The 13,819-nt window shown below is 63.6% G+C and carries 10 protein-coding genes and 1 pseudogene; 2 read left to right on the top strand and 9 right to left on the bottom strand.

Going from position 1 to position 13,819, the window contains the following annotated elements:
- Nucleotides 1-35: 35 nt before the first annotated feature.
- Together NKI72_RS06155 and NKI72_RS06150 are read right to left on the bottom strand one after the other, a co-directional pair.
- Nucleotides 36-1,127 carry a rhodanese-like domain-containing protein gene (locus NKI72_RS06155; protein ID WP_352616960.1) on the bottom strand — a complete coding sequence of 364 codons (1,092 nt, stop codon included), beginning with the start codon at nt 1,125-1,127 and terminating at the stop codon, nt 36-38.
- On the bottom strand, nt 1,124-2,485 hold the full coding sequence (locus NKI72_RS06150; RefSeq protein WP_352616995.1) for an LLM class flavin-dependent oxidoreductase: 1,362 nt from the start codon (nt 2,483-2,485) through the stop codon (nt 1,124-1,126). Before NKI72_RS06150 ends, NKI72_RS06155 begins: the two co-directional genes overlap by 4 nt.
- 181 nt (nt 2,486-2,666) lie before the next feature.
- On the opposite strand from NKI72_RS06150, the gene NKI72_RS06145 reads away from it, so the two are divergent.
- Nucleotides 2,667-4,106, top strand: a complete 1,440-nt coding sequence (locus NKI72_RS06145; RefSeq protein ID WP_352831690.1) for an FAD/NAD(P)-binding protein — start codon at nt 2,667-2,669, stop codon at nt 4,104-4,106.
- An 80-nt stretch (nt 4,107-4,186) separates the two neighbouring features.
- Here the strand turns inward: NKI72_RS06145 and NKI72_RS06140 are convergent, their stop codons facing one another.
- Both NKI72_RS06140 and NKI72_RS06135 read right to left on the bottom strand, forming a co-directional pair.
- A complete protein-coding gene (locus NKI72_RS06140; protein WP_352820129.1) occupies nt 4,187-5,782 on the bottom strand; it encodes an ABC transporter substrate-binding protein in 1,596 nt (531 codons plus the stop codon).
- Nucleotides 5,783-5,876: 94 nt separating this feature from the next.
- Nucleotides 5,877-7,471, bottom strand: a pseudogene (locus NKI72_RS06135) (ABC transporter substrate-binding protein).
- 342 nt (nt 7,472-7,813) lie between these two features.
- Here NKI72_RS06135 and gcvA point away from each other — a divergent pair.
- Nucleotides 7,814-8,824: a transcriptional regulator GcvA gene (gene gcvA, locus NKI72_RS06130; protein WP_352471368.1), complete on the top strand. Its 1,011-nt coding sequence runs from the start codon at nt 7,814-7,816 to the stop codon at nt 8,822-8,824.
- Between the two features lie 31 nt (nt 8,825-8,855).
- On the opposite strand, the gene NKI72_RS06125 is transcribed toward gcvA, so the two are convergent.
- From NKI72_RS06125 to NKI72_RS06105, 5 genes are all read right to left on the bottom strand, one after another.
- Nucleotides 8,856-9,716 carry an NADPH-dependent oxidoreductase gene (locus NKI72_RS06125; RefSeq protein WP_352831687.1) on the bottom strand — a complete coding sequence of 287 codons (861 nt, stop codon included), beginning with the start codon at nt 9,714-9,716 and terminating at the stop codon, nt 8,856-8,858.
- A gap of 68 nt (nt 9,717-9,784) precedes the next feature.
- The gene (locus tag NKI72_RS06120) at nt 9,785-10,861 is read right to left on the bottom strand and encodes an LLM class flavin-dependent oxidoreductase (protein ID WP_352831685.1); all 1,077 of its coding nucleotides are present in this window, start codon (nt 10,859-10,861) and stop codon (nt 9,785-9,787) included.
- A gap of 73 nt (nt 10,862-10,934) precedes the next feature.
- A complete protein-coding gene (locus NKI72_RS06115) occupies nt 10,935-12,290 on the bottom strand; it encodes an LLM class flavin-dependent oxidoreductase (RefSeq protein ID WP_352683050.1) in 1,356 nt (451 codons plus the stop codon).
- Nucleotides 12,287-13,468, bottom strand: coding sequence for an acyl-CoA dehydrogenase family protein (locus tag NKI72_RS06110; RefSeq protein WP_352616976.1), 1,182 nt, complete (start codon nt 13,466-13,468; stop codon nt 12,287-12,289). The genes NKI72_RS06115 and NKI72_RS06110 overlap by 4 nt, the downstream gene beginning before the upstream one ends.
- Nucleotides 13,469-13,472: 4 nt before the next feature.
- Nucleotides 13,473-13,814, bottom strand: coding sequence for a DUF3088 domain-containing protein (locus tag NKI72_RS06105; RefSeq protein ID WP_352616979.1), 342 nt, complete (start codon nt 13,812-13,814; stop codon nt 13,473-13,475).
- Nucleotides 13,815-13,819: the final 5 nt, after the last annotated feature.

The raw sequence follows: 13,819 nt of genomic DNA, 5'->3' as shown, positions 1-13,819 counted from the left end.
GGCCCCCGAAAAAATCGCCTGACAGTGCTCCTGCCCTACGCCGCTTCCACCAGGCTGGTCGACTGGAAGTCGTACAAGAGGATCGCGATCTCGAAGCCGCGCCGCTGCAGCCAATGCGCCGTCGTCGCCGCGCGGACACCGAGCAGATCGTCGATCAGCACGACGCGGGCGCCGCGCACGGCGATGGTGCGATAGGCGACACCGAGCAACTGCCCGCCCTCAGACGCGATCGACCCCGGAATATGCGCTTCGGCGAACTCGTCGGGCGTGCGCACGTCAAGCAGGTAGGTCGTCCGCGTTTCGTCCTTCGCCCAGTTTGCGGCCGTGGCCGCATTGATGCGGGGAAAGCTGTCGCCTTCGGCAAGCTTTGCGATGTGCTCCCCGGCGAAACGCTTGGCATCCTCGCTTGCCGGACCATAGATTGCGGTCTTGCCGGTTTCGAGTGCAAGACCGGCCTCGCGCCATGCCCTGGTGCCGTCGTGCAGATAGGCGACCCGGTTGGGCACGCCGGCATCGATCAGTGTCTGCGCCCCGATGATGGCGCGCGGCAGGCCGGCGCAGGAGACGACAACCTTCGTCTCCGGTGAACGCACCAGGTCGGCGAAGCGTAGCACCAGCTCGGCGCCCGGCACGCTGATGGCGCCCGGCACATGGTCCTTTTCGAACTCCGCCACCGTGCGGCTGTCGAGCACCACCACGTCGGCGCCTCGGCCTCTGAGCACCGCGAGCTCTTCAACGCTGACGACCGGGGTTCCCTTCTCGTCGCGGATCGCCAGCGAAAAATCGACGCCCGGCGTATCGAAGGTCGGCAGGTCTTCAACGCCGCTTTGCGTCCATTCCGGAATTCCACCGTTCAGCGAAAACAGCTGAGTACGGCCATACCCCACCAGTCGTTCGACAAGTTGCTCGGCAACGCCGCTGCCGTCGTCCGCCAGCACGGTGCGCACCGATTTGCGCGGGATGAAGCGGTCGATCTCGGCCTCGACCTGAGCCGCGGGCAGGTTGGTGGCGAACAGCGGCGATGCGTATCCGACAGTCGCGCTGTCGCGAATGTCTAGTACCGCCAGTTCTTCGCCATCCGCCAGCCATTGGCGAAACATTTTCGAATCGATCGTCCTGTCGCTCATGATGCTTTCCTCTCTTGCTGTTCAGCGGCGCCACGGATCGGACGCGCAAGGCCGAGGTTCTCGCGCAACGTCCCGCCTTCGTAAGCAGTCCGGAACAGACGCCGCCGCTGCAGCTCCGGAATGACGAGGTCGACAAAATCGGTGAGGCCCGTCGGCAGGATCGGCGGCATGACGTTGAAGCCGTCCGCCGCGCCACCGGCGAACCACTCCTCCATCATGTCGGCCACATCCTTTGGCGTGCCGACGATCTGGAAATGGCCGCGCGCGCCGGCAACGGCGAGATACAATTGGCGGATGGTCAGGTTCCGGCTCGCGGCCAATTCGGAAACGACTTTCAGGCGGCTCTTCACGGCATCGGAACTGCCCAGTTCCGGCAACGGTCCGTCGAGTGAATGGCCGGAAAGATCGACACCGCCGAGCAATCCTGAAACCAGCGCCACACCAACCACAGGATCGACCAGGCGCTGGATCGCATCGAACTTGTCCTCGGCCTCCGTGCGCGTCGGCGCGACGACCGGGAAGACACCGGGCATGATCTTCAAAGAATCGGCAGAGCGACCAAAGGAGCCCAACCGGCCTTTCAGCTCGCTGTAAAAACCTCGGGCCGATTCGATGGTCGGATGGGCGGTGAAAACCACCTCCGCCGTCTGCGCCGCCAGCTGCTGGCCGGCATCGGAAGAGCCGGCCTGAACGATGACGGGATGGCCCTGCGGCGGGCGGGCGACGTTGAGCGGCCCTTTGACGCGGAAATGCCGGCCGACATGGTCCGGGGCGTGGATGCCGCGCCGGTCGATGGCGATCCCCGAAGCCTTGTCGGCGACGAAGGCATCGTCGTCCCAGCTGTCCCAAAGCTTCTGCGCGACAGCGACGAATTCCTCGGCGCGGGCGTAACGGTCGGCATGAACGGGATGCTGGTCGAGGCTGAAATTCGCCGCCGCCGGCGCATCGGCTGAGGTGACGACATTCCAGCCTGTCCTGCCGCCGCTGAGATGATCGATCGAAGCGAACAGCCGCGCCAAGTGGAACGGCTCCCAATAGGTGGTCGAGGCGGTCGCAACGAGCCCGATCCCTTGCGTGATGGTCGAGAGCGCCGACAAAAGCGTCAGCGGCTCGAAATGCACGACATGGCCGGTGCGCTCGAAGGTCTCGATCGGCTGCTCGCCATTGCGCGCGCTGAGGCTGTCGGCCAGAAACACCATGTCGAACAGGCCACGCTCGGCAGTGCGCGCGGCGTCCGCATAGTGCTGGAAGCTCAGGCCCGGATTGGCAGGCACATCGGGATGGCGCCAGGCAGCGACATGATGGCCCGGTCCGCGAACAAAGGCTCCAAGCCTTATCTTTCGATTTTCAGTCATCAGCGGTTCTCGGGCTGGTCGCAAAGGGCGTTCCTATCTAGCGCCTGCCAAACCCGCTGAGTGAAAGAATGCCTTTCGCCAGCTGGCAATTATTGTTTTTTGACATCGGGTTACGGGAAAGCACGATGATCGTTGCCGGGGCGATGGGCTGGAGCCACGACCACCGGCGTCGCAAAGGTTCTTGATGCTTCATACCCCTTCCTCCCCGCTACGCTCGATCCCTCGTTCAATCATCATCGTTGGCGGCGGCTTTGCCGGCGCGGTTACCGCGATCAAGCTGCTCGACCGTTCAACTGAGCCGCTGGCAATCACCATCATCGAGCGCCGGGCCGAGCTTGGTCGCGGCGTCGCCTATAGCACCGTCGATCCACAACACCTCGTCAACGGCGCGGCGCGCATCTTCTCGCTGCATCCGGACGATCCCGATCACCTCGTTCGCTGGCTTATGGCGAATGGGCCGGAGCACGGCTGGACACCGCCCGAGGATGTCCCGGACTCAAGCCCGCCGCGCTGGCTGTTCGGCAGCTATGTCCTGTCGGAACTGACGAGAGCGATCAGAGAAGCAGATCCGCGTTCTTCGCTGCGCCACATCAAGGCATCCGCCGTCGACATGCTGACGGGTCCGTCCGGGGTATGCGTCGGCACCAGCGATAGCCAGCAATTGCTGGCGGATGAGGCGGTACTGGCAACCGGGGTGTTCCAGAGCCAGCCGTCCACCACGGAAGCAGCCGTCGTCGGCGATCCCCGTTATATCGCCAATCCCTGGGATTCGGCGGCGCTCGATCGGCTCGCTGGCAGCAAGGAACTGCTGCTGATCGGCTCCAGCCTCAGCATGGTCGACGTCGTCGCCAGCATGGAAGCGCGCGGCTTCAAGGGCGGTTATCGCGTCGTGTCGCGGCGCGGACAGATCGTCGAACCTCGGCGCAACGTGGAAGCGTGGCGCGATTTCCTCGCCGGGCGGCCGCTGCCGAAAACCACCAGGGCGCTTCTCGCACTGGTCAAGGCCGAACGCCGGGCAATCGAACCCACCGGCCTGGACTGGCAAGGGCTGCCGCTGACGATCCGGCCGTGGATCCTGGCCTTGTGGCAAGGCGCCACCGACAAGGAGCGCTTGAAGTTCGCACGCCATCTGCGCGCCTTCTGGGATGTCACCGCGCACCGCGCGGCGCCACCGAGCTTTGAGCGCGTGGCACTGGCGCGAAGCCAAGGCCGTTGGACGGGTCGAGCGGGACGGGTGCTGGCACTCCATCCGCAGGCAAATGGCATCGTCGCTGAAATCCGCTGGCGTGATACCGGCGCGGTCGAACGGCTGCGCTTCGACGGCGTCGTCAACTGCCGCGGCCATCAGGAGCATGATTGGCGGCGGATCGCCGATCCATTCGTCCAGAACCTGCTCGAGAACGGCATCGTCAGGCCGCATGCGACCGGCTTCGGCATCGACGCGACGCATGACTGCCAGGTGATTTCCCGTGATGGCGAGACCCATGGCAATCTGTTCGCCATCGGCCATCCGCTGCGCGGCGTCGCCTGGGAATCGAGCTCGATCGGCGAACAACTGGCGCAGGCCATAGCCCTTGCCGGCCTTCTGGTCGGCGCCAGCCCAAGGCTGCGTGCTTTGGCCTGAAGTTACCAGCTTTGCGAAATGGAAGAAACGAAAACGGCCGCAGCTCTATGCGGCCCTTCTCTCATGATTGCCCGGCAGATTTAGGCGTTCGGGTCGAGATAGGCGTCGGCGAAATTCGCTGACAGGCCTTCGGCGCCAGGCGCGTAGTTCTTGACGGTTTTGCGGGCGATGATGATGGTCGGTGGCGCGATCAGATTGATGATCGGCAACTCGTCGGCGATGATCTCCTGGAACTTGAAGAAGAGCTGCTTGCGCTTGGCCTCGTCTAGCTCGACCGATGCGGCTTCCAGCAACCGGTCAACCTCCGGGTTCTCATAATGCGCGCCGTTGGAGAACGGCAGCCCTTTCTTGATGTTCTTTGACCAGTAGAGCCGCTGCGCCCCGGCGCTCGGGTCGAAGATGTTGCCGCAAGATTCGGTCGACAGGTCCCAAGTGCGGTCGGTGTAGATGGTTTTGACATAGGTGCCGAAGTCGAACTTCTGGATCTCGGCGTCGATACCGATCTTGGCCAGCGCCTGCTTGAGGAAGTCGGCATAGCCCCACGGATTGTAGGGATTGTTGGTGAGCCTTAGCTTGAAGCGGATGCCGTCCGCTCCTCGCTTGAAACCGGCCTCGTCTAACAGTTTTTCCGACAGCGCCGTATCGACGGTCGCAGCCTTCACGTCGGGATCGAAATACTTCTTGTTGACGACGCTGATCGGTGTCGGCGACACTTGGCCATAGCCGTAGAACACGATGGCGTTGACCGCATCGAGATCGATCGCATGTGCGATTGCCTGGCGGACTTTTTTCTCCTTCAGGATCGGGTTTTCGAGGTTGATGATCAGTTGGTGCAGCGGGCCGCTATAGGCGAAGACCGTGCTGTCGACGACGAATTGCGGCAGCGCCTTGAAACGCTCCAGATCGGCGAAGGCCACCGGGTTCGGTCCGATGTCGACCTCGCCCGTTTCGAGCGCCGCGGCGCGCGCGCCCGGATCGGTGATGAAGCGGAAAATGATCCGGTCGAGATAGGGTTTAGGCGCATCCCAATAGGTCGGATTCTTTTCGACGAGGATGTGGCTGCCCTTTACCCATTCCTTCAGCACGAACGGCCCGCTGCCGATGATCTGCTCGAAGGACGGATCGTCGGCCGGCTTCAGCTTCTCGTAAATGTGTTTGGGCACGACAGGCGATTCCGTCGCGGCCAGCCCCGAAATCAGGGCGGCGGACGGCTTCGACAATTTGATCTTCACGATATGCGGGTCCGACGTGTCGATGTCGGTGACGTTCTGGAAGGTGATGCGACCGCGCGGATGCGCTTCGCGCAGCCGGGAGATAGAAAAGGCCACGTCCTCGGAGGTCAAATCATGGCCATCGCTGAACTTCACTCCCTGGCGCAGCTTGAAGACGTATTCGAGCCCGTCGTCGCTGATCGACCATTCGGTGGCCAGTTGCGGTCGCGGATTGAGATCGTAGTCGTAGGCGAGCAGGCCGTCGAAAATCTTCGGACCGATGGTGGCCGGTCCGCCAGCGCTGGTGTTGATGGAAACGATCTGGTTCGGCTCGGGATAGTAGACGAAATTGAGCGTGCCGCCGGCCACCGGCTTTGCGTCTTCTGCGAATGCCCCGGCGGGAAGTGCAGCACTCGCGCCGGCCAGCAGCAGGAACTGATTGAACAGGCGTCGGTTGATGGTCATGGTCGGTACTCCGAATTGGCGCGATTTGTCTTCATGGAGAAAGTCGGGACCGGAGTTTCACGTGCCGATCCCAACCAGAGGGCTTGCAGAACGCTTAGGCGTTTGGCGCGAGCCATATCTGCGCGAAGCTGTTGTTGATCCCCTGAGCGCCTGGCGCGAAATCCCTGACCTTCTTGTTGGCAACAATCTGGGCGCCGGCGGCGACCAGATCGACCGACACCACGTCGTCATGGATGATGTGCTGGAATTTGTACCAGAGCTCGCGCCGCTTGGTCTCGTCGGGCTCGATCGCCGCCGCTTCGAGGATCTGGTCGACCTCGGGGTTTGCATAGTGGCTGGCGTTGGAGAAGACGAGGCCGATCTTGAAGTTCTTCGACCAGTAGGCGCGCTGGACACCGAGCGTCGGATCGAAGGTGTTCGACAGCGACTCGACGACCAGGTCCCAGGCGCGGTCGGTGTAGACGGTCTTCAGGAACGTCGACAGGTCAAGCTTGAGGATCTCGGCATCGATGCCGACCGTCGCCAACGACTGCTTGATGAAATCGGCATAGGACGCCGGCAGGAACGCGTTGTAGGCAAGCCGGAGCTTGAAGCGCGTCCCATCGGCGCCACGCGGATAGCCGGCGTCGTCGAGCAGCTTCTCCGCCAGTTTGGTATCGGGCTCGCGCGCCTTGATGCTGGGGTCATACCATTTGGGCAGCGCCGTGCTGATCGGGCTCGGCGATACCTGCGCATAGCCGTAGAGCGCGATGTCGACCAGCTTCTGCAGGTCGATTGCGTGGGCGATGGCAAGGCGCACATCGCGCTTGGTCAGGATTTCGTTCTCGTAATTGAAGAACAATTGCTGCTGTGGGCCGGAATAGGCGTAGGTGTTGGTGTCGACGACCAGAGCGGGGTTTGCCTTCAGCCGTTCGATGTCGGCCAGCGGCACGGGATTGGCGCCGATATCGATCTCGCCGGTTTCAAGAGCCGCCGAACGCGCGGCCGGGTCGAGGATGACGTGCAGGACGATGCGGTCGAGGTAGGGCCGAGGCGCGTCCCAATAATCCGGATTGCGGTCGAAGATCAGATGGCTGCCGGGCACCCATTCCTTGAGAATGAAGGGACCGGTGCCGATCGTCTGTTCGAGCTTCGGCTGTTCCGCCGGCTTGAACGTTTCGTAGACGTGCTTCGGCACAATCGGTGATTCCGAGCTGCTCAGTGCCGTGATCAGATAGGGCGCCGGCTTTGAAAGCACGATGATGGCGGTGTGCGGATCGGGCGTCTCGACCGCGGTCACGTTTGGTAGGTGATGCGGCCGCGCGGATGCGCCTCCTTCAGCCGGAAGATGGTGAAGGCAACGTCTTCCGACGTGAAGTCCTTGCCGTCATGCCATTTGACGCTCTCGCGCAGCTTGAAGGTGTAGCGCAGGCCGTCATCGCTGATCGACCACTCCGTCGCCAGCAGCGGTTTCGGGCTGAGGTCATAGGCGAAATCAAGCAGACCTTCATTCACCTTGGGACCGATCGCCTGGCCGGTGCCCGACGAGGTGTTGATGGCAATCAGCGAGGTGGGGTCGGGATAGTAGGCCCAGTTGAGCGTGCCACCCTGGACCGGCGTTCCTTCGGCAGCGAAGGAAACCCCGGGCAATGCGAAGCTCGCACCGCCAAGCAACAGCAGCTGGTTGAAATGACGACGATTGACAGACATGGCCTTGAGCTCCGGAAAACGGCTACGATGGCATCCGGCGGCCGAACACACTCCGGCGCCTCGACGCGATGATCCCTGCCACGCCGCAAAACCGGAAGAATGATTTTCTATCGTCTGCCGAAAGCACTGCTTCGCACGACCGTTTCATTCCAGGATCTGGCAAAGCTGCTCGACGCCCAAATCAGCGCTCCGATCTTATTTCTACAAGAATTGTAGACATTACGATTTTTTAGATTTCCGTTCCCGCTGCCGCGACGCTGCGGCAAACGAAATTTTCCACCGGGCACTTTGGCGCAAAGCCCGCCCTCGTCGCGCCCGGCCTGAACGTGTTGAATGCGCTCCATGGTCGATCTCATTCGCGCAAAATCAAGGAAGCTGCGGCCGACGCTGGCGAGGCTTCCGCCGCTGACGTCGCTTCGAGCTTTTGTCGCAACCGCCCGCCACCTGAGCTTTACGCGGGCGGCCGAAGAACTCCATGTGACGCCTGCCGCCATCGGCCAGCAGATCCGCCTGCTCGAGGATCACCTCGGTCAACCGCTGTTCCATCGCAACCGTGGCGAGCTTCTGCTGACGTCGGCCGGCCAGGCGCTGATGCCCGGCCTCACCGAGGCTTTCGACGTCGTTGTCGAGTCGGTCGCGCGGATTTCCGGCGACGAGGAGGATGCGCCGATCAAAGTGTCGGTTGCGCCCTCCTTCGCCAGCAAATGGCTGATCCCGCGCCTCGACGCACTGCGCGACGCGGTACCCGGCCTAGAAGTGCTGGTCGACGCATCAACCAGGCTTGCCGACTTTGCCAGCGAAGACGTCGACTGCGTCATCCGCTACGGGTCGGGCGCCTATAGCGGCCTGCTGACGGAACGGCTGTTTTCGGAAGCGGTGCTGCCCGTCTGCAGCCCGGAATTTGCTCGCATGCACGGTCTCTATCGCGGGCCGGAGGGGCTGCGTGACGCACCGATCCTGCATGAGGACGGTCCGGAACGCGATCCAAGCTGCCCTGACTGGAAGGGCTGGCTGAGATCCAACGGCCTGTCCGGCCGCTTTGTCGAGGGCGGTATACGGCTTAGCCAATCGTCACTGGTGCTCGACGCAGCTGCTGCCGGCAAGGGCATCGGTCTCGGCAAATTCCGGCTGGCCGAGCCTGACCTCGCCGCGGGGCGTCTGGTCAGTCCATTCGGCTCACCGCAGCCGGTCGAGTTTTCCTATTATTTTGCGACGACGCCGCACAAGGCGAAGCTGGAGACGGTCGAGCGCTTTCATGGCTGGCTGAAGGCCGAGGCGCGCCAGCTCGGCGCTCTCGACGTCCCACCGCCGGCGGCGCTTCCGGCGCGCATCGCAATTATCGCGGCCGAATAGCCTCGCCGCGGTCTCGCGAGCAGGCGCGCGCCTATTTGAGCTTGAAGCCCAGGGCCTTCAGCACTTCGCCCAGGCGATCACGGCCTTTCAGCGCTACTTTGCTACCGATACGGTTCGAAACCAACTCTGTCCAGTCGACCACAGGCATCGCCTGCTCCTGCTGGAATGAACGAAGCCTCTGGTTGTAGGCTGCAAGATCGTCCGGATCGGGCTCTGATCGATAGCGCTCGCGGTACAGCACCGCAGCCTGCGGCAGTCTGGGCTTGATGTCAGTCGCAGCCAGGAGATCGGGATAGCCGACGGTCAGGCCGAACACCGCCACGGTTTCCGGCGGGAGGCCGAGTTCGCGCGCCACCTCCTGCGGATGATTGCGCATCGCGCCGATGTAGCAGGAGCCGAGCCCGAGCGCGTCGGTCGCCACCACGGCGTTCTGTGCGGCAAGTGCGGCGTCGATCACGGCCAGCAGAAAACTCTCCTGATAATCGAGCCCCTCGCCCACCCGGCCGTTTGCCTCGGCAATGGCGCGCAGCCGCGACAGGTCGGCCAGCCAGACCAGCAGCAGCGGCGCCTGCTCGATATGGCGATTGATCGCCGCCAGTTCGGCAAGCCGCGCCTTGCGCGCCGGATCCTCGACTGCGATGACGCTCCACGCCTGGAGATTGGAAGAAGTCGGCGCCGACTGGGCGGCGGCGACGATCAGTTCCAGCGTCCCTTCGGGAAGAGGCTTGGCGAGATAATTGCGGACCGAGCGATGCGAAAGGATCGCCTCGAGGGCTTCGTTCCAGGTTCCGGTATGCGCGCTTTGCGGCGCTCGATAACGCCGCCGTAGCGCCGCTTCACCACGCAGGTCAGCGTCGGAAGGGCGGATGCTGAAGGCGGCCGGCTGTGACATCGTCTTCCCTACTGGCAATCTGGCTTATCCGGTGTTCTGACGACCCCAGGTCATTCAAGAAGCGCGGCTTAGGCCCCGTTGCGCAAAAGCGGAAGCAACTGATCGCCTTGCCGCTTGATCTCGGAAAGATACGGCGTGTCCGAGAGCACGAAATGCGTGATGCCCAGATCCCGGTATCTGCCGAGCGAGCGGGCGACGTCGGCGGCCGAGCCGACCAGCCAGGTGGTGCCAGCGCCGCCGCCGCCATATTTGCCCGGCGCAGTATAGAGATTGTCGTCCAGCACCTCGCCGCGCGCGTGAAGATCGAGCAGACGCTGCTGGCCCACCGCTACCGCCCGACCGTGATCGTTCCAGCCGGCTCCCTGGCCCTTGGCCATCTCGTCGACCTTCGCCTCGGCGTCCGCCCAGGCCTGCCCAGCGGTGTCGCGGACCAGCGTGGTGACCCGCAACCCGAACTCCAGAGGCGGGAGGTCTCGGTCGAGTTCCCTGCTCAAGGCTTTGAGCCGCTCGATCCGCTCCCGGACACCGTCGAGCGGCTCACCCCAGAAGAGCTGGACATCCGCGTCGCTGGCCGACACCCGCTCCGCCGCCTCCGACGCGCCGCCGAAGTAGAGCTTGGGATGGCGACGATCGCCACGGACATGGATGCGGGGCATCACGGTAGAGCCAGTGACCTGGAAGTGCTCGCCCGCAAAGGTCACGTTCTCTTCAGTCCAAAGTCTGCGAACCAGGCGCATGAACTCTCTGGTACGGGCATAGCGATGTATCTGGTCACCTTCGCTGTCGCCATAAGCAGCAAGGTTGTCCTTGCCTGACACTATGTTGATACGCACGCGACCGGCGGTCAGCTGGTCGAGCGTGGCTACGGCGGATGCGAAGTGCGCCGGCCGCCAGTACCCCGGGCGGATCGCGATGAGCGGCTCGAAGGAGGTGGTCCGCGCGGCGAGCGAGGCCGCGACAGTAAAAGTGTCGGGCCGACCCCAGCCGGTACCGATCAGCGCGCCCTTCCAGCCGTATTCCTCAAGCGCCTTCGCGTGGCTGGTCAGCGTCTCCAGGCTGTTGTGGTCCTCGACGGCCGAGTCGCCGCGGTGACCGGGATCGACTTGGTTCGGGATGTACCAAAGAAACTCGGTATCAGCGCTCATTGTCGGGCCTGTATTTTGGCCGGGCATGAGGTCAATGGCAGGACCTTCCCCTCCGTTGTATTTTGATGACCATTCAATGGGTGGCCTCATGCAGCGCTGGCGCCTTGTGCGGCTGCGGTGCAAAGCGGCTTTCGGGTCTGGCAAGCCCGAGATGGTCGCGCAGCGTGCGCCCCTCATAGTCGGTGCGGAACAGGCCGCGCCGGCGCAGGATCGGCACCACCGTATCGACAAAGACCTCCAGTCCGGTCGGCAGCACGTCCGGCATCAGGTTGAAGCCGTCGGCGGCGCCGGCGACAAACCATCTTTCGATATCGTCGGCGATCTGCTCGGGCGTGCCGACGATGGTGCGGTGGCCGGTGCTGCCGTTCAGCGCCCGGATCAGCTGGCGAACGGTGAAATCGTTGCTGCGCGCGAGCGCGAGCGTGGCCTTGAAGAAGGTGTGGCCGCCATTGGGGGGCAGTTGAATCCCTTCTGGCAGCTTCTCGTCGAGCTTCAGCCGCTCGCGATCGATGCCGAGCACGCCGGACAGCCGGCCAAGGCTGTAGTCGAGCGGGATGCGGTCCCAGAGCTCTCCTTGCCGCCGCTCCGCTTCGGCCTCGGTGCTGCCGATGATGGTGGCTAGGCCGGCGAGGTTGAGCGGCACGCCGCCGGTGCGGCCATAGGCGACGGCACGCGCCTTAAGTTCCCGCGCATAGCCGAGCGCTTCCTCGAAAGACTGCGATGCGGAAAACACAGCTTCGGCGTGGCGGGCGGCGAGGTCCTTGCCGTCATCGGACCCGCCGGCCTGGACGACCACCGGATGCCCTTGCGGCGAACGCGGCACATTGTGCGGCCCGTGCACCGAGAAATGTGCGCCCTTGTGGTCGATGGCGTGAACCTTGGTGGCATCGACGAAGCGCCCGCTGGCGACATCACCGATGAAGGCATCGTCCTCCCAGCTGTCCCACAATGCCTTGACGATGTCAGCGAATTCCGCCGCCCGCTCGTAGCGCCGGCCATGATCGATGGCACCGTTGAGGCCGAAATTGCGGGCCGAGGCGGGATCGGCCGTGGTGACGATGTTCCAGCCGATGCGTCCGCCGCTGACATGGTCGAGCGTCGCGAAGCGCCTGGCGATATTGTAGGGCTCGTTGAAGCTGGTTGAAGCGGTGGCGATCAGGCCGATGCGCTCGGTTGCGGCGGCTACCGTCGCCAGCACGATGGTCGGCTCCAGCGACGTGATCGGACGATAGTCAATGCGGTCCGATATCGCCGCCTGGTCGGCAAGGAATACGGCGTCGAGCTTTGCGCGCTCTGCGATCTTCGCCACCTGCACATAGTGGTCAACGGTGAAGGCGGCATAGGGGTCGACGCCGTCCATCCGCCATGCCGCCGGCGAGAAGCCGGCATGCAGGATGTTGACGTTGAGATGGAGCTGCCGGCCGCTCATCGAAAGACGCCGGGCTCGGGATAAGCGCCGGTCAGATACCAGGTGCCGACAGTGCGGGTCTTGTATTCGGCAGGGTTGTGCAAGGTGTGAATGCGTGCGTTGCGCCAGAAGCGGTCGAAGCCGTATTTGCGCACTGCGGAGCGGGCACCCATCACCTCGAATATCTCGGTCGTGACTTCGAGCGCAACATCGCCTGCCAGCACATTGGCCGCGGCGACGGCAACCGCCGCCTCACCGCGTTCTTGCTCGGTCAGCGCCTTGCCGCGCGCGATCGCATGATCGATCGCCGCCGCCGCGCGATCGGCCAGCGCCGTCGCCGCCCGCGTCTTGACCCAGAGCTCGCCATACTGCCGCTTGATCCATGGATCGTCGATATGGCGCTCGACGCCGGAATACATCCACGGCCGCGAACTGTTGAGCGTATAATCTCGCGCCGCCAGCAGCGCGCCCTGGGCCGTGCCGACAAAGACATTGAGCAACACGCTCTGCTGCTGCAGCGGGCCGATGGTGCGGATTGGCAACGACGCGTCGACCCAACCGCGCACCAACTCGCTGTCGTGGATCCTGACGTCCTTGTAGGCGACCTTGCCGCTGCCGGTCTGCGTCTGGCCGATGCCGTCCCAGTCGTCGAGAACGGTGATGCCTTCGCGATTTGCGGGGATCGCCGCGAATTTCCTCTCGCCGCTGACCTCGTCTTCCCACGAGGTCGAAAGATAGTCGGCGACATGCGAGCCGGAGGCGAAGGGTTTGAAGCCGTTTACGATCGTCCACTCGCCATCTTTGCGGCCGAACAGCGTTTTGGAAAAACTGTTGCCGGTGTTGCCCCAGAACCAGTCGCCGGCAGCCGAACGCCGCAGCAGATCGGCTGAGCGCGGTTCGTCCGAATTGAGCCTGGCGGCGATCAGTGCGCTGAAATGGTAGCCGTAGATATGGCCGATCGAGCCGTCGACCTTGGCGAACTCGCGCCCGATCTTCAGCGCCGTCGAATAGGGTTCCCCGGCGCCACCGAATTCCTTGGGGATCACGATGGTGAGTAGGCCGCTTTGCTTGAGAAGACGTATCTGTTCGGTAGGCCTGCCGCCAAGCTGGTCGCGCTCGACCGCATCGCGGGCAAAGATGTCGCGCAGCTCGACCGCCTTGGCGATCCATGGATTGGACGTATCGGGATCGAAGGTCATCGTCTCACTCATGCAGCTGCGGGAAGCCGTGGCGCTCGGCAAGCAGTGCAAGAATGCGCCTGGTGTCATCGGCGAAGACCTTGCCCTTGGCCGTCGGCAAGTCGGCGGGCGGATCGCTGCCGATGATCAGCACCGGCAGCGACTGGTGCCGTTCGCCGAGCGCGTCGATCACCTTGCCTCTCGGCCTCGAAAACGGCACGCGCTCAACGTCGAGTCTGGCGGCGAGATCGGGAAAGGCTGCGAGCAATCCCTCAACCTGGTTGCAATAGGGGCAGACGAACGTCTGGCCCGGCTGATTTGGGTCGGCGAAACCCGGCTGGATGAGAAAGAGCGTGTCGCGCGCCATTGCCG

The organism is Mesorhizobium sp. M0437 (assembly GCF_040321335.1).
Lineage (GTDB): Bacteria > Pseudomonadota > Alphaproteobacteria > Rhizobiales > Rhizobiaceae > Mesorhizobium.
This window is presented reverse-complemented; position numbering and strand designations above follow the sequence as displayed.